The sequence below is a fragment of the Hominisplanchenecus faecis genome (assembly GCF_020687205.1).
Lineage (GTDB): Bacteria > Bacillota > Clostridia > Lachnospirales > Lachnospiraceae > Hominisplanchenecus > Hominisplanchenecus faecis.
Genome location: NZ_JAJEQE010000035.1, coordinates 1 through 21,228, shown reverse-complemented (window position 1 = coordinate 21,228; position 21,228 = coordinate 1). Strand labels below are relative to the sequence as shown.

Below are 21,228 nucleotides of genomic sequence, written 5' to 3'. Positions count from 1 at the left end.
GCGGCAAGCAGCGGAATGACTGGTGGCATGAATGTAGCATTGCAGAATCTGGTATACAATATGTATAGCCTGGATTTGTCTAAGAAAATTTCATCAGCATTGCAGACAAGAACAAAAAATGGCACACGCCTTCCGGTGAATGCCAGATATGGCTATAAAAAAGGAAAAGATGGAAGGCTGGAAGTTGATCCGGAGGCTGCAAAAGTCGTGAAAATGATTTTTCAGATGGCAGCGGAAGGAACAAGTTTTGCAGATATTACAAGGGAATTGAACAGACAGGCGATTGCCACTTGTGATGAGCAGAAATTATCAAAAGGGGATCAGGTGCAGTTCCAGAGGTTTGACACGATCAAAAAGAAACACTGGAGCCTTACGACAGTAGCGGCAATTGTCCGGGATGAGATTTATATTGGAACCAGAATCTGGGGAAAAACACGTTGCAGTATGCATACCGGTCATAAAGCAGTTCTGAATGATGAAACAGAATGGGTTCGCCTGGAAAATCATCATACGGCAATTATAGACAGGGTATTGTTTGAAAAAGCAAATGAAATGCATCCGAAAAAGAAGAGAAGTGTTGCGGAATCACGCACCAATTTTACTCTGGAAAGACGTAAAAAGCAGCCAGCATTGCTGTTATGTGCCAACTGTGGGCATTCTTTGCTAAAAGAAACGGAGCATCTGCTAAAATGCTCAGATGCTCGAACCAATGGAGATCCTGTGTGTCGAAGTCTGGTGATCCGACGGGAACCGCTGGAGGAGAATATCCTTGGGCTTGTTCATCAGTATGCAGCGTCAATGTTGGAAAAAGAAAGTATCTTCCAACAGGCAATGCGACGACAAAGAGATCAATACCGCAGAATTGCAAAAACAGAGCCGACAGTTGACCTCGGAAAAGATGAAACTCTATGATGCTTACAAAGATGGTCGTATAGATCGTGATTCGTATAAGCAGAGAGCTGGAAAGATAAGTGTACAGCTGGAGGAAATAAAACGAAAGATATAAGATGCGGAGAATAGTAAAAAGCTTCTTGAATAAAATGAACTTTCTGATAAAATAAAACTAAAAGATTTCTTGGGAATTCAGAAGTTCGATACAGAGAAGCTGCGTGAGATTATCAAGGTGATCCGTGTTCATAGTCAGGATGAAATTGAAATCGAATGGAATTTTGACGATATTTTTTCGGAACAGAGGTAACTTGAGCAGGACAAGAATGACTTATCAGAAGATAATAAAGGTGCTGGGACTACCTGATGGGAGCGTCAAATAGTCTTCGGCAGAAAAAAATAAAATTTTTTTTGTCCTATACTTGACACATCCACATGTATGCCGACATACATATTGCTCCAATATGGCAAAATCGGGAATGAATCCAAAGACGTTACAGTACCTCATGGGGCATTCGGATATAAGTGTTACAATGAATGTGTACACGCATATCGGTTTTGATGATGCTGAGGAAGAACTGAAACGAATGGAAGAGTTTAGGAAGGCACAAGCGGAGGTTGAGCAGAAGAAGGAGAAACCGATGTCGCAAAAGATGTTTAAGGTAATTTGATATAGAAGATGGATAACGCTCCGGCTTGGCTGGGGCGTTTTTCTGTGGAAAAAAGTAGGTTCAGAGGATATAATATATATTGTATTTTTTATACAAAAGAGGTGGTATCAATTAAATTAAAAATAGATTTTTTTAAAGATGATTTGAAGTTGTTAACTGTAAATGGGCAATTTTTTCCTGAACAAATGAGTTCAAGATTATTTATGCCAAAGGAAGATGTAGCAAATAAATACCAAATTGCATTTCATGAACGATTTCATTATTTACAATATATTTTTACTCCTTATGGTCATATGAAATGGGGAGCAAATAGAACATATTCATCAGAGATTTTAGGTATGTGGTTAGAGAATAATTTGGTGACAAAAAAGAAGATTCCGGTATCAGAATATCTGGAAAACAATGAAAATAGTATAAGGGTACTTTGTAGTATTATGATGCAAGATTTTGCTAAGAGGTTATCTGATGTTACCGATGGAATTGCGCTTACAAAAGAAGAACTGAAATTGTTGGGAATCGATAATAAAAATGATTTGCTTCCGCAAATTAAAGTTAATGGAAAAAAGTATTTATTAAATGGTCTTGATATTATTGAAAGTTTTGCAAAATATGAAGAAGCCATATTAGCTTTTTTGGTGGAAAACAAAGATATCAATGATACAATAAATCCAGATTTTCTTTCTCCAAGATATTATGTTGTACTGTATTATTTTGTTGAGCAACTAGGTATGGATAGATTAGAAGAATTTCCCATTGCTTGTGAGTTATCTCTGTGTTTTTCGCATTTACCAAGAGCTAATGATAGAGCAAGTATGGTAAATTATCATCCGGGATGGAGATTTATAAAAATAGTTGAGTTTCTGAAAGATAACAGACCAGAATATAATATATTTGAAGATGAATCATTTTGGCAATATACATCGCAAGTGTTAAAGGAATGTCAATTTGAGGGATGGGATGAACTTTGGAAACCAGCAGAAGAGTATGCAAAGCAATGTGATTTGTCCATAAGTCAAGAAATGTCAAGAGCAATTCATTACAAAAAGAAACATCCATGGTGTTTAACATATCCGATGGCTAATCCAAAGGAATTTACAGGAGAAGAGTTTAATAGGTTTTATCCGTTATTTACAATAACGGATAACGAAGTTTTTTATAATGTAGCAGGAGTTAATCAAAATGAAATTTTTTTGGAAAATGAGATACAATCAGTTGTAAATCAGATAATAGGATATAAGTCAAAATATAATTTATATCCTAATTCCATACAGTGTGCAGATAGTTATTATGGCATTAAGTCATGTAAACATTGGATAGATGGAAGTTGTGATGGTCATTTATGTGCTGAGTCGGAAGTACCTAAGTTAGTTATGGATGATAATTCTAATATTATAGATGGCTGTATGTTGGAAATATGCCTGAATATCTGGAGAACTTCAATTAGAGAAATTGAAATAGGTAATACTGGGAATAGAATTGAATTTTCAAAATTGGCATCAAAAGTGAAAGAAGTAAAAGAAAGAAGGGAAAATCCTTAGTAGTAAGAATTTCCATTTTAATACCAACTTTACTACTAACAGCCCGCAATAACTTGCTCCATCTTGCTCTGTTTTGCCAAGATGCCAGCTAAAACACACATTTTACAAATTCTCAGAATCCCTTGCAAAACAGGGCATTCCGGGGCAAAACAAGGAGAAACAAAACAATGATAAAAGTACTATTTGTTTGCCACGGCAGTGTTTAATGGATGCTGTGAAAGCCTAGGCTTTAAAGGATTTTTTGATGATTGACGAATAATTTACACCTTATTTATACCTTTGGAAGACCGGATCGGAATAATAGAGAAATAAAGAAATAGATAAATATAACAGGAAGCAATTTTGTCATATTGGAAATAATTAAAATTTGCTGAACCGTGTTGATTTTATTGATTGAGTATAATAAAAGTAAGAACAGAAACTTCCATGTTTGAAGCGGTTACCAGAATTGACAAAGAAATGCAAGTTAGCCAATCCGGTAGTCCAGCATATTTTTTCATTGTCACCCGACGTTTTTACAAAACATATACTTATTCCGCTTGATGCGTCATTCTTGTTCTGAAAACAGGAACAGAATCCTTACAGCGACTGTAAGTGTTATTTATTGTGCTTCTGTGCTATCATTTACCCAGAAATGGATAGGAGGCATTCACATGAAACCAATTTTGAATATTGAAAATCTTACCAAAGTCTATGGGACGTTGCCAAACCAGACGAGAGCACTGAACGGAATCACTTTTCAGGTCATGCCGGGAGAGTTTCTCGGTATTATGGGAAGCAGTGGTTCCGGCAAATCCACGCTTCTCAACTGTATTGCAACTGTGATTCAGCCTACAGGTGGAAGCATTCAGGTGGAGGGAGATACTCTGCAATCCCTCAAGGAAAAGGCTCTTGCCGAGTACCGTGGCAAAAAAGTTGGTTATCTATTCCAGAACTTTGAATTGCTGGACAACCTGACTGGCAGGGAAAATATCCTGCTCCCGACTTCCTTGCATGGGGTAGCCGAAACAGAAAGCAGCCAGCGGCTGAAGCAGTTGGCTGACTATCTGGAAATTTCTGATGTTCTGGATAAGTTTCCGTCCAAGATGTCCGGTGGCCAGCGTCAGCGTGTTGCGGCAGCAAGGGCTCTGATCTTACATCCCCAAATGATCCTTGCCGATGAACCGACGGGTGCACTGGATTCTAAGAACGCAAGAAGTCTTATGGAGAAGCTGTCCGGCCTGAATCGTGACGAACAAGCTACGATCCTGATGGTAACCCATGATTCCAATGCCGCCAGCTTCTGTAAGCGCATCCTGTTCATCCAGGATGGCGTGATCTTTCATGAGCTTCGGCGTGGAGACGAAAGCCAGCAGGAGTTCTACGGGCGCATCCTGAAGGTGATGGCGCAACTGGGAGGGGGCAGCGCAAATGTTCTCTAATCTCATTCTTCGGAACAGTCGCCGCAGCCGAAAGGAAAACGGTCTGTTTTTCAGCTCCCTGGTGATTTCTATTGTTGCATTTTACATGATTCTTTCCATCTCCACTCAAGATGTGATGCTCTTTTTGCAGAAAATGGAGAGTGACGCAGTTGACAAACTCCTGCTTCTGATTCCTGCGTTTTATGGGATGACCCTCGGTATTCTGTTCTTTTTGATCTATTTTGCCTGCAAGTATCAGTTCGAGTGCAGACGGCATGAGTTTGGTGTTTATCTAATGTTGGGGATGCGTAGAAGTAAACTGTTTGGTATGCTTCTGGCGGAAGATTTCCTGACCAGTATTCTTGCCATGCTCATAGGATTACCTGTGGCTGTGGTGCTTTCAGAAATTGTCAGTCTTGTCACCGCCAAGCTGGTAGGCATGGGGATCATCGGTCATCAGTTTTCTTTATCCTGGTTTGCGATTGAATGGACGCTGGCAGGATTTCTGGCAATTAAGCTGACGGCACTTCTGATTTTGAGTGGACGAATCAGCCGCCAGGAGATCGGTACTTTGCTATCCCAGCCAACGAACCGCCCCAAAAAGCAAATGCCATCTGTTATCTATGGACTGGCTGCTATATGCGGAAGTGTGATGTTGGCAGTGGCTTACTACATGGCGATTCAGGGAATTGCATGGACAAAGGTAAGTATGATGGGACTGACTTTGCTGTTGGGCATAGTTGGTACGATGCTGCTTTTCTATGGGATGCGTGCACTGATTGCTTTGATTGTTAAGAAAGGAAAAGGAAATAAGCAGCTTCATGTATTTACCTTCCGGCAGATTCAGGAGAATGTCATTCATCAGTCAAACTCCATGGCCATCAGCTCCCTGCTGATTCTGGCGGCGCTGTGTTGTTTTGGTGCGGGCGTAGGAATTGCAGGAACGAATAACCTGTCTTCTGGCCATGTAATCGACTATACTTTTGAAGATCATACTGCAGAAGATTCATCGCAGGTTCTTCCGAATATAAAGGCAGCCCTGAAAGAAAACAGTTTGGAAAATCAATTTTCAGAGCTTTTTGAAATGAGGGTTGGGCGTATTCGCACCACAGAAGATTATGATAATGCCTACAGCATGGACGCTGTTATGGACTCTCTTCGGAGCCTGCCCCAGTCGGAAGACCGGGATGTCCTTCTGAACAATCTTGGTTATGCCACATACCCATATTTGATTTGTTTATCGGACTATAATCGTTTGTTGGAATTGTCCGGCAATCCGGCTCTCCAATTAGGCGAAAAGGAGGCCGCTGTCTATATTGATACAGAGTTTACTACGGTAAGCCGTACCGCAATGCTGAACCAAGTATTGGCCGGGCATCCCAAGGTGGAACTGGATGGTAGTCCGATTCATCTTACAGGAGAGGTTCAGTCTGTGAATTTGGTCACGGACCGTTCTATAACCTTGTCCTTTGCATTGATTCTTCCGGATGAAGCATTCCTATATTATAGTCAGGGAATGTATGATACCTATGTCAATGCGGTGCTCAGTGAGCAAGCTCTGAATGGAAATAGCCTTATGACTGCATATTTGGATTTGAACGAGAAGCTGGACGAAACTGACATTGAATATGAAAGCTATCTTCAGAATATGGGTCGTCAGCTTTTCTACACCATAGCATCCAGTTATATTACCCTCTATCTTGCGATTGTTTTCCTGGTAGTTGCCAACACCATCGTGGGTGTTCAGTTCCTGATGAGTCAGCAGAAAACCGGGCGCAGATACCAGACTCTGATCCGCCTGGGAGCTACTTACGAAACCCTTTGCCAGTCTGCTGGAAAGCAAATTACCTGGTTTATGGGACTTCCTGTATTGGTTGCGGCTGTCAGCAGTTTGTTTGGAGTCAGGGCGTTATTTACAGGGATACTCTCGTCCCGAACCCGTGGGACAGTGGCTGAAATGATGTTTGTATCTGCTGCTATGATTTTGCTGCTTTGCGTGATAGAATATATTTATATGAGAGTGGTCAAGCGCTCCAGTGATCGGTATTTGCTGACACTGATGCAGCCACAGAGAGAAGAATAATTTGGAAGGAGGTGCTGCCGTGAAAAGAATTGCTGTTGTGGAAGATGAAGTCTATATGCGGGAAGAACTCTGCAATATGCTTCAAAAGGACGGGTATCTTGCGGAGGCAATCACCGAGTTGGAAGATGCCGCTCGGCTCCTGGCAGCCCTCCGTCCTGACCTTGTGATCTTAGACCTGAATTTGCCGGAGATCAGTGGCTTTCAAATCTGCCAGGAACTAAAGAATAAAACCGCTATCCCCGTCCTGATACTGACTTCCAGAGATCAGGTAAAGGATGAACTGCAAGCGTTCCACTTGGGTGCTGATGAATATTTGACGAAGCCGTGCAGAAAAGATCGACTTCTTGCCAGGGTATCCAATATTCTCAAAAGGTATGAAGGCCGTACCAATCTCATAGAGGGACCAGATTTCCTGTTAGACCAGCAGACCTACACGCTTTATATTCATAATACCTCTGTCGTGCTTCCAAAAAATCAGGGAAAACTGTTGGTTGCTCTTTTGTCCGGCGGCGATGCTCTGGTCACGACGGAGCAACTTTGCATAGCACTATGGGGAACCACGGAATACATAGACGAAAATGCCTTGCAGGTTAATCTGACCAGGCTGAAAAAGACGATGTCCGGTCTTGAGATGAAGCAGCGAATCGTTGCGGTTCGTGGGATGGGCTATCGTCTGGAAACGGGGGTGGCTCCATGAAGCGGCTTTGGCGCATGATAGAACGGTACTACCCCTGGCTGCTGTTGCTGTTGGGCGTGGATTGCTTTTGTGCTATCATTCTTTGGATTTCTGACATTCAGGCATTTCAAACCTTGAGTGGGTTAGTAGTTCTGACAAGCCTCCTTTTGTTTTCAGCAATTCTGTTTGTACTAAACAAGCGGGAGACCACCCGCCGAGAGCTGTTCCGGGATTTCCTCAGTGATCCTGCCATCTGCAACGAGGAACGGCTGCTCAGTGCCATCAGCCGGGAAGAAGGAGAATCTATCCGGCTTCTGGCATCAGTTTTACAGGAACACAAAACTGAGAGTAACAGTATGGCAGATGCCCTACAGGACTATGAAGAATATGTGGAGGGCTGGGCACATGAAGCGAAAACGCCCCTATCGTTGTTGACCATGCTCCTGGATAATCGGAGCAACGAAATGTCTCCTCCCCTGCAAGCAAAACTGGATTATGTCCGCAGTCAGCTTCAGGAGGATGTCACTCAGATGTTATACTATGCCCGGTTAAAGAGCAGTACAAAGGATTATCAGTTTAAGGATATCAATTTGAATGACTGCTTGGGGGAAGTTCTGGAGGACTATGCCCCACTTCTGGAAGAAAAGCAGTTTGTAATTATCAATAAACTGCAATCTGAAACAGTCTATACAGACCGTAGAGGGCTTCAGTTTATGTTGGGACAGATCGTGAGCAATGCCATAAAATATAGCAGCGATAGTCCCATGCTAACAATCTCTATGATACATTCGGAGATCGCAGATGTCCTTTCAGTTGAGGATAATGGCATCGGTGTAAAAAAATATGATCTGCCGTATATTTTTCAAAAGGGCTTTACCGGGGATTCTACTGACAGCAGAAAGAAAGCTACCGGTATAGGGCTTTACCTGGTTAAGAAGATGGCTGACGATCTAAACCTTCGTCTGGAAGCTGCTTCCCCGTGGGAAAAGGGCTTTAAGATAGTCATCTTCTTTCCAAAATTGAAATCCAACGGAGGAAAATAATATAAGCAAAAAACGGGGCTGTAAAATAAGTCTCTGCTAAAGAAACGCTAGTTCCGACAAATGCTGGTTCTGGCGTTTCTTTACATTAATATATGTTTTTTGAAAATCGTCACTGTTTTATGTAAAAAGGGTACACTTAATAAGCTTGGATAGATTTCTTCTGTACGTCCATATTTTTTATATCTTACATGTTGTTTTCGTTTGAAAAGAAATTTACGTCCATTAGGGCATATAGGATTTCCGTTCTCATCTCTTATATAGTTTACAGCACGATAAGGATTCGTGTGATGTTTTTTATCTGCCGTTTCTTTTTTGTACATGGTAAATATCATTAAATTTTTCCATTAAAGGTACAAAGCATTCCATGCCTTGTCTTCCATAAAATCAATTCTACGTTAAAAACATACCGTCTAGACAGCTATTTTTTAAGCTATCATTTGAAAGACATATATAATATATAGGCTCAAATGGTGAAAGTGCCCATTTGGGCCTATTATTGTATGAATTCATACGTTACAACCAGAGCAAGATCCACCCGTGTATTACAGTATTGTCATTTTGACAATATTGTATTACTTACGAGTGGCAGACTTGATGGGGATTACGTCCCCATACCCACGTGAAAATATAATTGCTGGCAATTACATTTTAGCAGATATGCAGGCATATCTGAATAAGCGTCATAGACAACAAAATAAGGAAATTTTGATAAGGCATTCACCTGGAATAGGTGAGTGTTTTTTTGTTTTCAAATATTCAATTAATCGAAAAAATTAAAAAAATTTCATTAGGGGGCTGTAAAAATGCCTCTCAGCGTTTCGTTTTATGTAAGGGTATTTTGGACAGGAAAAATTTAAAAAATTTTTATCAAGAACCTGTATTTATGCCCTTCATCTTTTGAATATGTGTAAGGACATTTTTGAGCCGGTATAAAAATGATTTTTACAACAATTAGAAACAGAAACGAGGCGAGAAAAGAATGAAATATGAATACATGAAGGAGTCAGAGCAGATGCTTCAGTACTTCCAGTTTCCGAAGTTTTTGCTCAAACTGCGCATTTCCCAAACTGCAAAATTTCTTTATATGATTTTGTATGACCGGGCACGGATATCGAGAAAGAATAGCTGGATAGACAAGTATGGAAATGTTTATCTGATTTTTCCGATAGAGGAATTGTCTGCTCAAATCGGCAAATGTAAATCTTCTGTAAAAACAGCATTGAAGGAATTAGATGATGTGGGACTATTGGTTCGCAGATCTGGTGGTTTTTCAAAACCCAATCATTTATATGTAAAAATTCCATCTGATGAGATTGGTTTACAGCTGGTTGAGAATAAGGCGGTTGAAAAGATGGTTGCAACAGAGTCGGAAAAGCAACCTTCATCTGGTCGTAAAAATGGCTGTGCAGGAGTCGGAAATGTGGCACCTAGTAAAGTAACTGAGAAATATAAAAGAAATAAATATCATGAAGTAAATTATTGCTATGGAGAAGGAGAGAGTTTGTGATGAGAGAAGAAGATACTGTATGTGTAGGCAGTGATGGTTTGCAATACTGTAAAGTCTGTGGGGAAGCGAAAGAAGCATTTTTTCCTGAGGGTGGATTTATGGGGATGAAGAAACATTCCAGGCAATGTGCCTGTGACAGAAAAGCGTATGAAGAAGAACAAAAATATTTTAAAGACAAAGAGCACCGGGAATTAGTCAGCAGAAATACGAGCATCTGTTTTGACGAGAGCAGAATGGAAGAGTGGACATTTGAGAATGCAGATATGTCAGATACGGTAATGCATAGAGCAAAAAAATATGTTGATAACTGGGAGGAAATGAAAAGAAATCATATAGGCTGTTTGTTCTGGGGACCGGTTGGTACCGGGAAAAGTTTTATTGCGGGGTGCATTGCCAATGAACTTCTTAAGCAAGAAGTAATGGTAAAGATGACAAATTTCAATACCATTATTGATGATATATTTCCACTGGCAGACAAAACGGAATATATCAATGCATTGGCGTCTTATCAGCTTTTGATTATTGATGATCTTGGAGTGGAACGAAATTCAGAATATGCGTTAGGAATTATTTTTAGCGTCATAGATCGAAGAATCCGTTCAGGACGACCTTTGATCATTACGACCAATCTTCCGCTGAAAGAAATAAAAAACGAGACCATGTTAGATAAAAGACGTATCTATGACCGTATTTTAGAAATGTGTACGCTTATGTATGTTGGAGGCACAAGTAAGAGAGAAGTGATTGCAAGTATGAAAATGGAGAAAGCGAAAACGTTGTTGAATACAAACAGAGGAGGACTGCGAATGAATCATACAGAAAAAACAATACCTGTTTGGGAGAAATATTCTTTAAATGTATCCGAAGCAGCAGAATATTACGGAATTGGAGAAAAGAGATTGAGACAAATCGCAGGTGAAAATGAGGGAGCGGATTTCATTTTGGAAGTAGGTTCTCATATTCGATTCAAAAGGAAATTGTTTGAAGATTATCTGGATACAGCCAGCACAGTTTAAGTGACAGAATAGAAGAAATAGTAATGAAAATAATATTCATTTTATCTTAGCGAAGGAAAGGTCTTGTGGTATAATGAATAAACCGAGACGGTCTTCCAAGTTAAATGAACATTTGATGAAGGAGACTAAAATATTATGAGTGAAAAAAGGAGAGATCATAGAGGACGTATATTACACAATGGAGAAATACAGTTATCTGATGGCAGATATCGATTTAAGTATGTCGATGAGATGGGAAAGGAGTGCTGCGTATATAGCTGGCGCTTAGACCATAACGATGCAACTCCGAAAGGAAAGCGCCGTACTTTGTCGCTTCGGGAGATGGAGAAGAAAATCCAGGCGGACCATTTTGAGCAGATTGCAACAAATGGCGGAAATATGACGGTACTGGAACTGGTTGAAAAATATACATCAACAAAAACCGGTGTCAGACCTACTACAGTTGCAGGATACGGAACAGTTATCAATTTATTGAAGAAAGATCCATTTGGAAAAAGAAGGATTGATACGGTTCGGATTTCGGATGCAAAATGTTGGCTGATACATCTTCAGCAGGTAGAAAAGAAAAGTTATAGTTCCATCCATTCAATCCGAGGAGTTCTTCGTCCGGCATTTCAGTTGGCAGTGGATGATGACCTGATCAGGAAAAATCCATTTCAGTTTCAGCTAATGGAAGTGGTTGTGAATGACAGTGTGACAAGAGAGGCAATCAGCAGGGCGGAGGAACGTAAGTTTCTGCGATTTGTGAAGGAAGATCCTCATTTTTGCAGGTATTATGAGGGAATCTACATTTTATTTAAAACCGGCCTTCGCATCTCGGAATTTTGTGGTTTGACGATTTCTGATATAGATTTCAAGGAGCATACAATCAACATCGATCATCAATTGCAGAAGAAATCAAAGATCGGATATTATATTCAAGAGACTAAAACAACCAGCGGAACGAGAAAGATACCTATGACTGCGGATGTAGAGGAATGCTTTCGGAAAATAATAGAAAAACGGAACCCGCCCAAAGCAGAGCCTATGGTAGAGGGAAAAAGTGGATTTTTATACTTTGATAAAAATGGAAGTATCTGTTATTCTCTGCACTGGGAGCATTACTTTCAACATATCATTCAGAAATATAATAATACTTACAAAGCACAGATGACTGTTATCACACCACATGTATGTCGGCACACCTATTGCTCAAACATGGCAAAATCCGGAATAAATCCAAAAGCATTGCAATATTTGATGGGCCACTCAGAGATCAGCGTAACGTTGAATACATATACGCATGTAAATCTTGAGGATGCTAGGGAAGAAGTTGCCCGGATTCAGGTTGTGTAATTATGATTTTTAATTGAAAATAGCAAGGTGTAAAATAGAAAAACATACACCTTATTTTACACCTTTTGCGGACGATATTATGCGAAAATAAACCAGGTTATGCCAGAAAGCAAACATTTACAAAGGCTTACAAAGACCGAGAAACCAAGAAAAACTAAGAAATGCGAGGTTATACAACAATGATAAAAATACTTTTCGTTTGCCATGGCAACATCTGCCGCAGCACAATGTCCCAGAGTGTCTTCACCTACCTGGTCCGTCAGGCAGGGCTTGAAGACTGCTTTGAGATTGATTCTGCGGCGACCAGCCGTGAGGAGATCGGCAATCCGCCGCATTATGGAACGAGAAACAAGCTGCGACAGGTGCAGATTCCGCTGATTGCACATCATGCGAGGCAGATGACGCGGCAGGATTATGAAAATTTTGACTTTCTTATTGGAATGGATTCTGCTAATATAAGAAACATGACACGGATTGTGGGCGGTGATGAGGAGCATAAGATTTATAAGATGCTTTCTTTTGCGGATTATGAGAAGACGCATCAGCTGTCAGCGGCACGTGACGTGGCAGATCCGTGGTATACAGGGGATTTTGATGCAACTTACGATGATATTCTGCGTGGATGCAGGGGACTTTTAGCTTATATCAGTGGAGGGATTTGATTTTTCACAGGATTGCTGTATCCTCCGGCGGATCGCGGAGGTATACAGAGGAATAACAGGAGACAACAACATGGAATTACAGAATGGAAGACCTGCCGATGCAGCAGGCAGAATGGACAAGGAGATCCGTACTTATGATTTTCTGGATGGTCTTGGTGTAGATTATCAGAGGATGGATCATGAGGCAGCTTTTACAATGGAAGCATGCAAAGAGGTCGATGAGGCACTTGGCGTGGAAATGTGCAAAAATCTGTTTCTGTGCAACCGGCAGAAGACGGATTTTTATCTGCTTTTGATACCGGGGGACAAGGTGTTCAAGACGAAAGAACTCTCAAAACAGATCGGCAGTGCGAGGCTTTCTTTTGCGAGTGCAGAATATATGGAAAAATATCTGGATATTACGCCGGGAGCGGTCAGCATTATGGGACTGATGAATGACAAAAACAATGTAGTACGTCTTCTGGTGGATGAGGATCTGCTCAAGGAAGAATGGATCGGATGTCATCCGTGTGTGAATACTTCCAGTATCCGTGTGAAAACAAAAGATATGTTTGATACAGTGATGAAAGCGATGCATCATGAGATGACGGTCGTAAAACTGACGGGGGAAGAGAACAAATGATAAAAGCAGTTATTTTTGATATGGACGGCACGTTACTGGACACGGAGAAATATTATATTATGTTCTGGCCAAAGGCTCTGGAACATTTCGGATATAAGGTTACGAGGGAACAGGTTCTGACACTGAGGTCTCTGGGGAGGCCATATGCACCCGAGTATTTGAAAAAAATGGTGAATGATCCGAACCTGGATTATGAAGCAGTAAGAAGTTACCGAAGAAAAATTATGGAAGAATATCTGAAGACAGTCAAAGTGGATATAAAACCGGGGGCAGTTGAGATTCTTACTTATCTGAAAGATAAGAATATACACCGTGCAGTTGCAACGGCCAGTGATCTGGAGAGAACGACACGTTATCTGAAACAGTTTGGACTGTATGAGTATTTTGACAAGATTGTCTGTGCACCGATGGTGGAACACGGAAAACCGGCACCGGATGTCTATGAATATGCATGCAGTCAGATCGGACTTGCCCCGGAAGAATGTATGGCGGTTGAGGATTCACCAAACGGCATCAAAAGTGCCTGTGCGGCCGGATGTAAAGTGGTTATGGTTCCGGATCTGACACAGCCGGATGAAGAGATCAAAGATATGCTGTATGCATGTGTGCCGACACTGATGGATCTAAAACAGTTTATCTTAGTCGGAGAAGATATAAGTGGCGAGCAACAAATTTGTCTTAGTGGGAGTGCAATCTCCGACTAAGATAAAAGCTCCGCGAGGGCACACATTGTCCAGTGGACAATGGTTTTGTGCCGACCGAAGCGGAGCGTAGAAAGATTGTGGGAGTGCGACGCACGGAACAATCCGCAGGCATCATAGTTTGGGGCTTTTGATCCCAACATCATTTACATTACAGAACAACATACTTCAGTATGAACAGCACAGCCAGAACATACATCAGAATACTGATCTTCTTTTCTTTTGCCTTTCCGGTCGCAACATTCAGTACAACGTAGGAGATAACGCCCATAGCGATACCTTCTGAAATACTGTACATGAACGGCATGGCAATGATTGCAATAAAGCATGGAATAGCCTCTGTGTAGTCAGAAAAATCAATCTTCGTGATAGAGGTCAGCATTAAGAATCCAACCATGATCAGGGCAGGAGCCGTTGCGAAAGACGGGATTGCCAGGAAGATCGGGGACAGGAACAGGGACAGTCCGAACAGGATCGCTGCTGTCAGGGAAGTCAGACCGGTACGTCCGCCTTCTGCTACACCGGATGCACTTTCTACGAATGTGGTAACGGTAGAAGTACCGAACATAGCACCTACGGAAGTACCAACGGCATCAGCGAGCAGGGCACCGCGGATGTTCGGCAGCTTTCCGTCTTTATCCAGCATATCTGCTTTGGAAGCAACACCGATCAGGGTTCCAAGAGTGTCAAACATATCTACAAACAAGAATGCAAACATGATGACAACAAAGTCAAGGGAGAATACAATGGAAAAGTCCATTTTCATCAGGGTTGGTGTCAGAGCCGGAATGGAAAAACCGCTTGAGAAGTTAGGCAGCAGGCTGTAAAAACCAGCGTCTGCATTCGGAACATAAAGTCCGGTGAACTGACAGATGATTCCAAGTCCCCAGGTGATCAAAATACCCCAGAGAATACCGCCTTTTACGTTCTTGAACAGGAAGATCGCAGTGATCAGAATACCGATCAGAGCAAGCAGGACGGTGATGCCTTCGTAATTGAAAGTTCCGGCCTGAACAGAACCCTTGAAAGAGAACAGACCAAGCAGTGTGGAGTCATTGTTTACAACGATTTTTGCATTCTGCAGACCGATAAATGCGATGAACAGACCGATACCTACCGATACGGCGTGTTTCAGATTCATCGGGATTGCATTGAAGATTGCTTCACGTACGTTTGTAAGAGAGAGAACGATGAAAATAATACCCTCTACAAATACGGCTGCGAGTGCTGCCTGCCAGGTATATCCCATACCAAGGACAACGGTGTAGGCAAAGTAAGCATTCAGTCCCATACCAGGAGCCAGAACAAACGGATAGTTTGACAGCAGTGCCATCAGGCAGGTGGCGATGAAAGCTGATAATGCCGTTGCAGTAAATACCGCACCGCGATCCATGCCGGATGCAGACAGGATGTTAGGATTTACTGCGAGAATGTAGGCCATCGTCATGAATGTTGTGATTCCGGCCATGATTTCGGTACTGACATTTGTACCATTTTCCTTCAGTTTGAAGAACTTTTCCATGTGTTTTCTACCTTTCCTTTCCTCAGGTTTGAATTAACATACTTTTTTATCTTAATGGATAGGGAAAGATTTTGCAAGAAGTTATGTCAACTGTTTTATAAATAGTATGGAACTGTCAGAGTATTTATTCGTCCCAGCCATCGGTGAGGCGAATATTTACGGAAATATTTCGCAATGTTTCGTTGTCAGAGAGTACCAGATCATCCGGGTCGGTGATCGGCGGAAGCTCAGAATCAAACTCGGTCAGTTCGACATAGATCCAGTCATAGGCAGCCTGATTTGCATTTTCAATGCAGTCGTCAAGTGTCTCGCCGGTTGCCGTGCAGCATTCCAGGTCCGGGAAACGGGCCTCGAAGGTGCCTTCGGTTGTTTTGCTGAAAATAGCAGGATAAATAAATTTCATAGTAAAATACCTCCGGATAAATAAATTTAATAATGTTAAGGTCAAGCCGTTATTTTGCCTGTTCTGCATGCTCTCGGTAATCTGCCCATTTCGGCAGCGGAGTTCCATTTTCCAGACTTGTCTTGATGTCTGTATAATAATGAAGTTTTCGCTGCAGATGTGTAAGAGAAGTCTGATATTGGCTGATCTCATTCAGAATGTGTTCCTGCTGGTTATTCAGCAGACTTAAAATCTCATCGATATGAGCAGATTCGTCTTCTTCGCAGGCAAAAAACTGCTGCAGTTTGGCAATCGACATGCCGGTTTTCTTAAAGCAGCAGATGGTCTTCAGACGGTTGATATGTCCCTGTATATAGACACGCTGGCCGGATTTGCTGCGTTCGACGTTTGTAAGGATGCCAAGATCTTCGTAATAGCGAAGGGTAGAAGAAGGCAGATGGAACATTTCAGAAACTTCTTTTATTGTATAAGTATCCATGACGCATCTCCTTTATGCAAAAATATAGAAAAAGTTCTTGACTTCAAGTGTACTTGAAGTGTTATCGTTTGTAAAGAGTAAAAAGAAAGATTGCAAAGAACTGGCAGACATTGCCATGAGATCATAAGGAGGAAATTACTATGTATCAGGCAGACGAAAAACGTTATGAAACCATGCAGTATAACCGATGCGGCAACAGCGGACTGCTGCTTCCGGAGCTGTCTCTTGGACTGTGGCACAATTTTGGAACACACTGCGATTACAAAAATATGAAAGTACTGTGTTTTACTGCATTTGACCATGGAATCACACATTTTGACCTTGCAAACAATTACGGACCGGAACCGGGAAGTGCAGAACGCAATTTCGGAAGAATTTTAAAAGAAGATCTCGGTGCTTACCGTGATGAGATCCTGGTAAGTACAAAAGCCGGTTATGTGATGTGGGATGGCCCTTACGGAAACTGGGGAAGCAAAAAGTATCTGATCGCAAGTCTGGATCAGAGCCTTAAAAGAATGGGGCTGGAATACGTTGATATCTTCTATCATCATCGCATGGATCCGGAGACACCGCTTGAGGAGACCATGGAGACACTGGCACAGATCGTCCGCAGCGGAAAAGCACTTTATGCAGGCATTTCCAATTATGACGGAGAGCATATGAAGCAGGCAGAAGCAATTCTGAAAGACCTGCACTGCCCGTATATCATCAACCAGAACCGTTATTCCATCTTTGACCGTACGATCGAGAAGAACGGACTGAAACAGGCAGCAGCAGAAGCAAAGAAAGGGATCATCGCATTCAGCCCTCTGGCACAGGGAACTCTGACAGACCGTTACCTGAACGGTATCCCGGCTGACAGCCGTATTGCAACGGACGGAAGATTCTTAAAAGCAGATCAGCTGACGGAAGAAAAACTGGCAAGTATCCGTGGACTGAACGAACTGGCAAAACAGAGAGGTGAGAGCCTGGCACAGATGGCACTGAAATGGGTATTAAAAGACCATGTAGTGACCAGCGTGCTGATCGGTGCATCCAAGACAACACAGATCCTTGATAATCTGAAAGTTCTGGAAAGTGCAGATTTCACAGAAGAAGAACGGAAGAAGATCGATGAGCTGAGTCTGCCTCACGCAAAATAAAATACCGGGAAGGTAGAAAGTTTGAAAACGAAAAAAGGAACTGCAGTCGGCAGTTCCTTTTTTCGTGTGAGTAAGTAGTAAACATATATGCAGGTAAGCAATAAACATAGTTTCATGTTTATTTTTTTCTGGCGTGTGTCTGACGGATCTTTTCTTTTTCTTCTTCTTCGAATTTCTCGAATGCTTCTATATCCTGATGTGCAAACATCATAAAGAATCCGACTACCTGCATGGCCATGGCGATCCAGATCGCCTTTACGCCAAACCAGGCGGAGCAGGAGGCACCGAAAGCGGCACCGATCGCAAAAACCAGAATAATAAATCCACAGTGGATGCTTTTGTATTTCATCGCCGGATCTTTGCTGATATGGTACAGGCAGAGATATTCGGTCGCACTTCGCATATTTCCGATGCACATGGTTGTTGCACATGGAATACTGCGGAATTTGCGGAAAGTATCGACCTGCATGGCACAGGCGAAAGAAAGCATGATGTTCGCGATCACATTGAGGGTAGGTTCATTCGGCAGAAATCCGGTGATCCCGAGAATCAGGATTTCTATGATCAGAACAATCTGCCTCCAATGGATCTTGACGCTGGTTTTATAAAAATGCTTAATCCATTCCGTAAGGTATACACCAAGAAAAAAAGCGGCAAGCGGCAGAAGATAACGCAGGGCATGCATCAGGTTTCCGGAAGCGAGATTCTGTCCGAGCAATACAATGTTTCCAGTCTGAGCATTTGCAAACACGTGATCACGCACGTTGTAAGAATACGCATCCTGGAAACCGCCTGCCAGAGTCAGAAAAATTCCTAAAGCCAGTGATTCCGATATTTGACCGTTTTTTGTAAAAAATAACTTATCAAACATAAGCTGCCGCCATCCTTTCTTGGTTCGGGGGTATAAAGATGCTCACGCATCTGTGTTGGGATCATCAGGATTCAGGGACATCGCTTCAAAGTCCGTCCCTTAGTATACAGAGAAATAGAAAAATGTAAAATGTATATTTAAAATAACAGTTATATTATTTTTATATAAAAATAAAACGAATCAGTTTTTCTCTTGCAAGCAATCCTGTTTACAGGTATACTGTCTGTCAGAGTCAAAAATCTTTTGACATCAATGATGCCTGTGAATTGTTTCGTTACAAAAAAGAACGACATTTTGACCCTGGCATCTTTATATAGTAACACACATAAGAAAAAGAGAAAAGGGGAAAATAAATTGGTCTATACATTTTACGAACTTTGCTGGTTCTTTCTGATTTATTCTTTTGCCGGCTGGTGTGCAGGCGTTGTGGCAAATGCCGTACGTAACCGAAAATTTGTAAATACCGGTTTTATGAACATGCCGTTCTGCCTGTCGTATGGTGTCTGTGCCGTACTGTGCTGTATTTTCCTGCCGGAACTGCGGCATCGGATTTTTTTCCTGTTTATAGGAGGAGCACTTCTGGCAGCGTTCGTGTCCATTATGACAGGGCTGATTCTGGAGCATATTTTTCATCGGAAATGGTGGGATTACAGTAAGAATCGTTTTCAGTACGAGGGATATTTTGGAATCTGGCATCTGCTGATCTTCGGTGCGGCGATCGTTGTGATGATGAAATTTGCCAATCCTCTGATCCTGCAGATTTTAAAACAGATCCCACATTTTATTGGAAGGATTATCCTGATCATAGCGTATATTCTGATGGGGATTGATTTCCTTGGTTCTGTGATCGCTATTTTACAGCTGAAGATCAAACTTCGAAGAATCATGCAGCTCAATGAAAATATGCAAAAAGTATCGGAAAACTTCGGCAATGCCATAACTGTCCGAATACAGAAGCGTATGATGCGGGCATATCCGAATATTAAGACAGAGAATATCAAAGAATCCGTCAGGAAAAATACAAAAAAAGAAAAGACGGTATTTGCGGAAGGCTGCTGCTTTTTCAAGATTTTCTGGCTGTTTCTGATCGGGGCTTTTATCGGAGATCTTGTGGAGACGCTTTTCTGCCGTTATTCCATGGGGCGATGGATGAGCAGAAGCAGCGTGGTCTATGGTCCATTCAGTATTGTATGGGGACTTGGCTGTGCGATGTTCACGGCATTGCTTTATAAATATAAAGAGAAAAGTGACCGTTATATTTTTATGCTTGGAACGGTGCTTGGCGGGGCTTATGAATATGCCTGCAGCATATTTACCGAGCTGGTTTTCGGGACGGTTTTCTGGGATTACAGTAAGCTGCCTTTTAATCTTGGCGGCAGGATCAATTTGCTGTTCTGCTTTTTCTGGGGGATTGCCGCAGTAGTCTGGCTGAAGATCATCTATCCGAGACTTTCGAATCTGATCGAAAAAATTCCGATAAAAACAGGAAATATTCTGACCTGGATCCTGATCCTGTTTATGATCTTCAATGCCGGCATGTCAACGCTGGCTCTGAACCGTTACAATCAAAGACAGCAGGGAAGTCTTCAGAAAACGCCGCAGATGACAGCGGTTGCAGAGGACAGCCGTACGGATCTGGAAAAATTTTTAGACAAACATTTCCCGGATAAACGAATGGAGCAGATTTATCCGAATGCAAAGACCGTGGTAGATGGGAAACCGGTATCACAGAAAGATATGAAAGAAAAGAGGAAATCGTCATGAAGGGTATTTTAGAGTGCTGTGTAGACAGCGTAGAATCTGCAATCGCAGCAAAAAACGGCGGAGCAGACAGACTGGAACTCTGTCAGGGACTCGTGATCGGCGGGGTGACTCCGGGGACAGCCCTGTTTCAGGAAATTAAAAATCAGATGGATATCCGCATCCATGCACTGATGCGTCCGCGTTTTGGAGATTTCTGTTACACCAGACATGAAATTGATATTTTATGCGAAGATATCCGTACTTTCCGAAAGCTTGGTGCAGATGCGGCCGTGATCGGAGCTTTAAAGCCGGATGGAACACTGGATGTCGAAGCGATGAAACGCATGATCGATGCAGCAGGAGATATGAGCATCACACTGCATCGTGCATTTGATGTGTGCCGTGATCCGTTTGAAGCTCTGGAGACGGCAAAAGAACTGGGTGTAAATACCATTCTTACATCCGGTCAGAGAAAAAGTGCAAAAGAAGGCGTAGAGATCTTAAAACAGCTTGCCCTGAAAGCAGACGGAAAAGTTGATATCATGGCAGGAGCCGGAATCGATGCAGATGCGATCCGCTATCTGGCACCAAAGACCGGGATCACGACCTTCCATATGTCCGGGAAAATGACACTGGACAGCCGTATGGTTTATCGAAAAGAAGGGATCAATATGGGACTGCCGTCGATGAGTGAATTCGAAATCTGGAGAACCGATGAAAAGAAGATCAGAGAAGCCAGAGAAGTGCTGGATGTATTTGTAAAATAAAAAGTTGTCGGTGGTTTCCTGGCAGGTGTAAGGAATGGAAATACCGCACATTTTAAAATACTGTTTGTAAAAGAATAGTATTACATGTGCAAATGAACGAATTCCCCGAAGGGCACGTAAAAGTGCCTTCTTGGGAATTGTTCATTTTGCACATTGCTGT

22 protein-coding genes and 2 pseudogenes are annotated in these 21,228 nt (G+C 42.0%); 19 read left to right on the top strand and 5 right to left on the bottom strand.

Annotation, left to right across the window (positions count from 1 at the left end; all coding sequences use genetic code 11):
• The first annotated feature begins 27 nt into the window (after nt 1-27).
• The 8 genes and pseudogenes from LKD42_RS10240 (at nt 28) to LKD42_RS10210 (ending at nt 8,299) form a co-directional block, all read left to right on the top strand.
• A complete protein-coding gene (locus LKD42_RS10240) occupies nt 28-912 on the top strand; it encodes a recombinase family protein (protein WP_248835625.1) in 885 nt (294 codons plus the stop codon).
• A gap of 163 nt (nt 913-1,075) precedes the next feature.
• A complete protein-coding gene (locus LKD42_RS15110; RefSeq protein ID WP_256444803.1) occupies nt 1,076-1,198 on the top strand; it encodes a hypothetical protein in 123 nt (40 codons plus the stop codon).
• A gap of 121 nt (nt 1,199-1,319) precedes the next feature.
• Nucleotides 1,320-1,559: pseudogene (locus LKD42_RS10235) on the top strand (tyrosine-type recombinase/integrase); the annotation flags it as partial.
• An 8-nt stretch (nt 1,560-1,567) separates the two neighbouring features.
• Nucleotides 1,568-3,097 (top strand): hypothetical protein, encoded by a 1,530-nt coding sequence (locus tag LKD42_RS10230; protein ID WP_248835624.1) that lies wholly within the window; start codon nt 1,568-1,570, stop codon nt 3,095-3,097.
• 653 nt (nt 3,098-3,750) lie between these two features.
• Nucleotides 3,751-4,518, top strand: coding sequence for an ABC transporter ATP-binding protein (locus LKD42_RS10225; protein ID WP_062304187.1), 768 nt, complete (start codon nt 3,751-3,753; stop codon nt 4,516-4,518).
• The gene (locus tag LKD42_RS10220) at nt 4,508-6,580 is read left to right on the top strand and encodes an ABC transporter permease (RefSeq protein ID WP_248835623.1); all 2,073 of its coding nucleotides are present in this window, start codon (nt 4,508-4,510) and stop codon (nt 6,578-6,580) included. Before LKD42_RS10225 ends, LKD42_RS10220 begins: the two co-directional genes overlap by 11 nt.
• A 19-nt stretch (nt 6,581-6,599) precedes the next feature.
• Nucleotides 6,600-7,277: a response regulator transcription factor gene (locus LKD42_RS10215; protein ID WP_055218786.1), complete on the top strand. Its 678-nt coding sequence runs from the start codon at nt 6,600-6,602 to the stop codon at nt 7,275-7,277.
• A gap of 113 nt (nt 7,278-7,390) precedes the next feature.
• Nucleotides 7,391-8,299 (top strand): sensor histidine kinase, encoded by a 909-nt coding sequence (locus LKD42_RS10210; protein ID WP_330429040.1) that lies wholly within the window; start codon nt 7,391-7,393, stop codon nt 8,297-8,299.
• Between the two features lie 80 nt (nt 8,300-8,379).
• On the opposite strand, the gene LKD42_RS10205 is transcribed toward LKD42_RS10210, so the two are convergent.
• Nucleotides 8,380-8,619: a hypothetical protein gene (locus LKD42_RS10205; RefSeq protein WP_178264975.1), complete on the bottom strand. Its 240-nt coding sequence runs from the start codon at nt 8,617-8,619 to the stop codon at nt 8,380-8,382.
• A 410-nt stretch (nt 8,620-9,029) separates the two neighbouring features.
• On the opposite strand from LKD42_RS10205, the gene LKD42_RS10200 reads away from it, so the two are divergent.
• From LKD42_RS10200 to LKD42_RS10165, 8 genes and pseudogenes are all read left to right on the top strand, one after another.
• Nucleotides 9,030-9,200, top strand: a complete 171-nt coding sequence (locus LKD42_RS10200; protein WP_248835622.1) for a hypothetical protein — start codon at nt 9,030-9,032, stop codon at nt 9,198-9,200.
• Between the two features lie 78 nt (nt 9,201-9,278).
• On the top strand, nt 9,279-9,806 hold the full coding sequence (locus tag LKD42_RS10195; RefSeq protein WP_055218792.1) for a replication initiator protein A: 528 nt from the start codon (nt 9,279-9,281) through the stop codon (nt 9,804-9,806).
• A pseudogene (locus LKD42_RS10190) lies at nt 9,806-10,603 on the top strand (ATP-binding protein); the annotation flags it as partial. The gene LKD42_RS10195 and the pseudogene LKD42_RS10190, both read left to right, overlap by 1 nt.
• A 9-nt stretch (nt 10,604-10,612) precedes the next feature.
• A complete protein-coding gene (locus LKD42_RS15415) occupies nt 10,613-10,822 on the top strand; it encodes a MerR family transcriptional regulator (protein WP_025579822.1) in 210 nt (69 codons plus the stop codon).
• 135 nt (nt 10,823-10,957) lie between these two features.
• The gene (locus tag LKD42_RS10180) at nt 10,958-12,157 is read left to right on the top strand and encodes a site-specific integrase (protein WP_248835621.1); all 1,200 of its coding nucleotides are present in this window, start codon (nt 10,958-10,960) and stop codon (nt 12,155-12,157) included.
• Between the two features lie 179 nt (nt 12,158-12,336).
• Nucleotides 12,337-12,819 (top strand): low molecular weight protein-tyrosine-phosphatase, encoded by a 483-nt coding sequence (locus tag LKD42_RS10175; protein ID WP_248835620.1) that lies wholly within the window; start codon nt 12,337-12,339, stop codon nt 12,817-12,819.
• A 70-nt stretch (nt 12,820-12,889) separates the two neighbouring features.
• Nucleotides 12,890-13,441, top strand: a complete 552-nt coding sequence (locus LKD42_RS10170; RefSeq protein ID WP_248835619.1) for a prolyl-tRNA synthetase associated domain-containing protein — start codon at nt 12,890-12,892, stop codon at nt 13,439-13,441.
• Nucleotides 13,438-14,145 (top strand): HAD family hydrolase, encoded by a 708-nt coding sequence (locus tag LKD42_RS10165; RefSeq protein ID WP_173895426.1) that lies wholly within the window; start codon nt 13,438-13,440, stop codon nt 14,143-14,145. Before LKD42_RS10170 ends, LKD42_RS10165 begins: the two co-directional genes overlap by 4 nt.
• 148 nt (nt 14,146-14,293) lie before the next feature.
• On the opposite strand, the gene LKD42_RS10160 is transcribed toward LKD42_RS10165, so the two are convergent.
• The 3 genes from LKD42_RS10160 to LKD42_RS10150 form a co-directional block, all read right to left on the bottom strand.
• Nucleotides 14,294-15,664, bottom strand: coding sequence for an NCS2 family permease (locus LKD42_RS10160; protein ID WP_248835618.1), 1,371 nt, complete (start codon nt 15,662-15,664; stop codon nt 14,294-14,296).
• 124 nt (nt 15,665-15,788) lie between these two features.
• Complete coding sequence (locus tag LKD42_RS10155) at nt 15,789-16,067, bottom strand: type II toxin-antitoxin system HicB family antitoxin (RefSeq protein WP_022118437.1); 279 nt, start codon at nt 16,065-16,067, stop codon at nt 15,789-15,791.
• Between the two features lie 49 nt (nt 16,068-16,116).
• On the bottom strand, nt 16,117-16,545 hold the full coding sequence (locus LKD42_RS10150) for a MerR family transcriptional regulator (protein WP_248835617.1): 429 nt from the start codon (nt 16,543-16,545) through the stop codon (nt 16,117-16,119).
• 140 nt (nt 16,546-16,685) lie between these two features.
• Between LKD42_RS10150 and LKD42_RS10145 the strand changes: the two genes are divergently transcribed.
• Nucleotides 16,686-17,687, top strand: a complete 1,002-nt coding sequence (locus LKD42_RS10145) for an aldo/keto reductase (protein ID WP_248835616.1) — start codon at nt 16,686-16,688, stop codon at nt 17,685-17,687.
• Nucleotides 17,688-17,805: 118 nt separating this feature from the next.
• Here LKD42_RS10145 and LKD42_RS10140 read toward each other — a convergent pair whose 3' ends face one another.
• Nucleotides 17,806-18,558: a YoaK family protein gene (locus LKD42_RS10140; RefSeq protein WP_248835615.1), complete on the bottom strand. Its 753-nt coding sequence runs from the start codon at nt 18,556-18,558 to the stop codon at nt 17,806-17,808.
• 354 nt (nt 18,559-18,912) lie between these two features.
• Here LKD42_RS10140 and LKD42_RS10135 point away from each other — a divergent pair, with 354 nt between their 5' ends.
• Entirely contained in the window at nt 18,913-20,322 is a 1,410-nt protein-coding gene (locus LKD42_RS10135; RefSeq protein WP_248835614.1) for a putative ABC transporter permease, read from the top strand.
• A complete protein-coding gene (locus LKD42_RS10130) occupies nt 20,319-21,068 on the top strand; it encodes a copper homeostasis protein CutC (RefSeq protein WP_248835613.1) in 750 nt (249 codons plus the stop codon). The genes LKD42_RS10135 and LKD42_RS10130 overlap by 4 nt, the downstream gene beginning before the upstream one ends.
• The last annotated feature ends 160 nt before the right edge of the window (nt 21,069-21,228 follow it).

What these genes read in the sequence shown, in the direction of transcription:
- LKD42_RS10175 (WP_248835620.1), top strand. Translation starts at nt 12,337, where the DNA reads ATGATAAAAATACTTTTCGTTTGCCATGGCAACATCTGCCGCAGCACA.
- LKD42_RS10220 (WP_248835623.1), top strand. Translation starts at nt 4,508, where the DNA reads ATGTTCTCTAATCTCATTCTTCGGAACAGTCGCCGCAGCCGAAAGGAA.
- LKD42_RS10160 (WP_248835618.1), bottom strand. Translation starts at nt 15,664, where the DNA reads ATGGAAAAGTTCTTCAAACTGAAGGAAAATGGTACAAATGTCAGTACC.
- LKD42_RS15415 (WP_025579822.1), top strand. Translation starts at nt 10,613, where the DNA reads ATGAATCATACAGAAAAAACAATACCTGTTTGGGAGAAATATTCTTTA.
- LKD42_RS10195 (WP_055218792.1), top strand. Translation starts at nt 9,279, where the DNA reads ATGAAATATGAATACATGAAGGAGTCAGAGCAGATGCTTCAGTACTTC.
- LKD42_RS10170 (WP_248835619.1), top strand. Translation starts at nt 12,890, where the DNA reads ATGGAATTACAGAATGGAAGACCTGCCGATGCAGCAGGCAGAATGGAC.
- LKD42_RS10165 (WP_173895426.1), top strand. Translation starts at nt 13,438, where the DNA reads ATGATAAAAGCAGTTATTTTTGATATGGACGGCACGTTACTGGACACG.
- LKD42_RS10150 (WP_248835617.1), bottom strand. Translation starts at nt 16,545, where the DNA reads ATGGATACTTATACAATAAAAGAAGTTTCTGAAATGTTCCATCTGCCT.
- LKD42_RS10205 (WP_178264975.1), bottom strand. Translation starts at nt 8,619, where the DNA reads ATGTACAAAAAAGAAACGGCAGATAAAAAACATCACACGAATCCTTAT.
- LKD42_RS10145 (WP_248835616.1), top strand. Translation starts at nt 16,686, where the DNA reads ATGTATCAGGCAGACGAAAAACGTTATGAAACCATGCAGTATAACCGA.
- LKD42_RS10140 (WP_248835615.1), bottom strand. Translation starts at nt 18,558, where the DNA reads ATGTTTGATAAGTTATTTTTTACAAAAAACGGTCAAATATCGGAATCA.
- LKD42_RS10130 (WP_248835613.1), top strand. Translation starts at nt 20,319, where the DNA reads ATGAAGGGTATTTTAGAGTGCTGTGTAGACAGCGTAGAATCTGCAATC.
- LKD42_RS10180 (WP_248835621.1), top strand. Translation starts at nt 10,958, where the DNA reads ATGAGTGAAAAAAGGAGAGATCATAGAGGACGTATATTACACAATGGA.
- LKD42_RS10155 (WP_022118437.1), bottom strand. Translation starts at nt 16,067, where the DNA reads ATGAAATTTATTTATCCTGCTATTTTCAGCAAAACAACCGAAGGCACC.
- LKD42_RS10225 (WP_062304187.1), top strand. Translation starts at nt 3,751, where the DNA reads ATGAAACCAATTTTGAATATTGAAAATCTTACCAAAGTCTATGGGACG.
- LKD42_RS10240 (WP_248835625.1), top strand. Translation starts at nt 28, where the DNA reads ATGAATGTAGCATTGCAGAATCTGGTATACAATATGTATAGCCTGGAT.
- LKD42_RS10230 (WP_248835624.1), top strand. Translation starts at nt 1,568, where the DNA reads ATGGATAACGCTCCGGCTTGGCTGGGGCGTTTTTCTGTGGAAAAAAGT.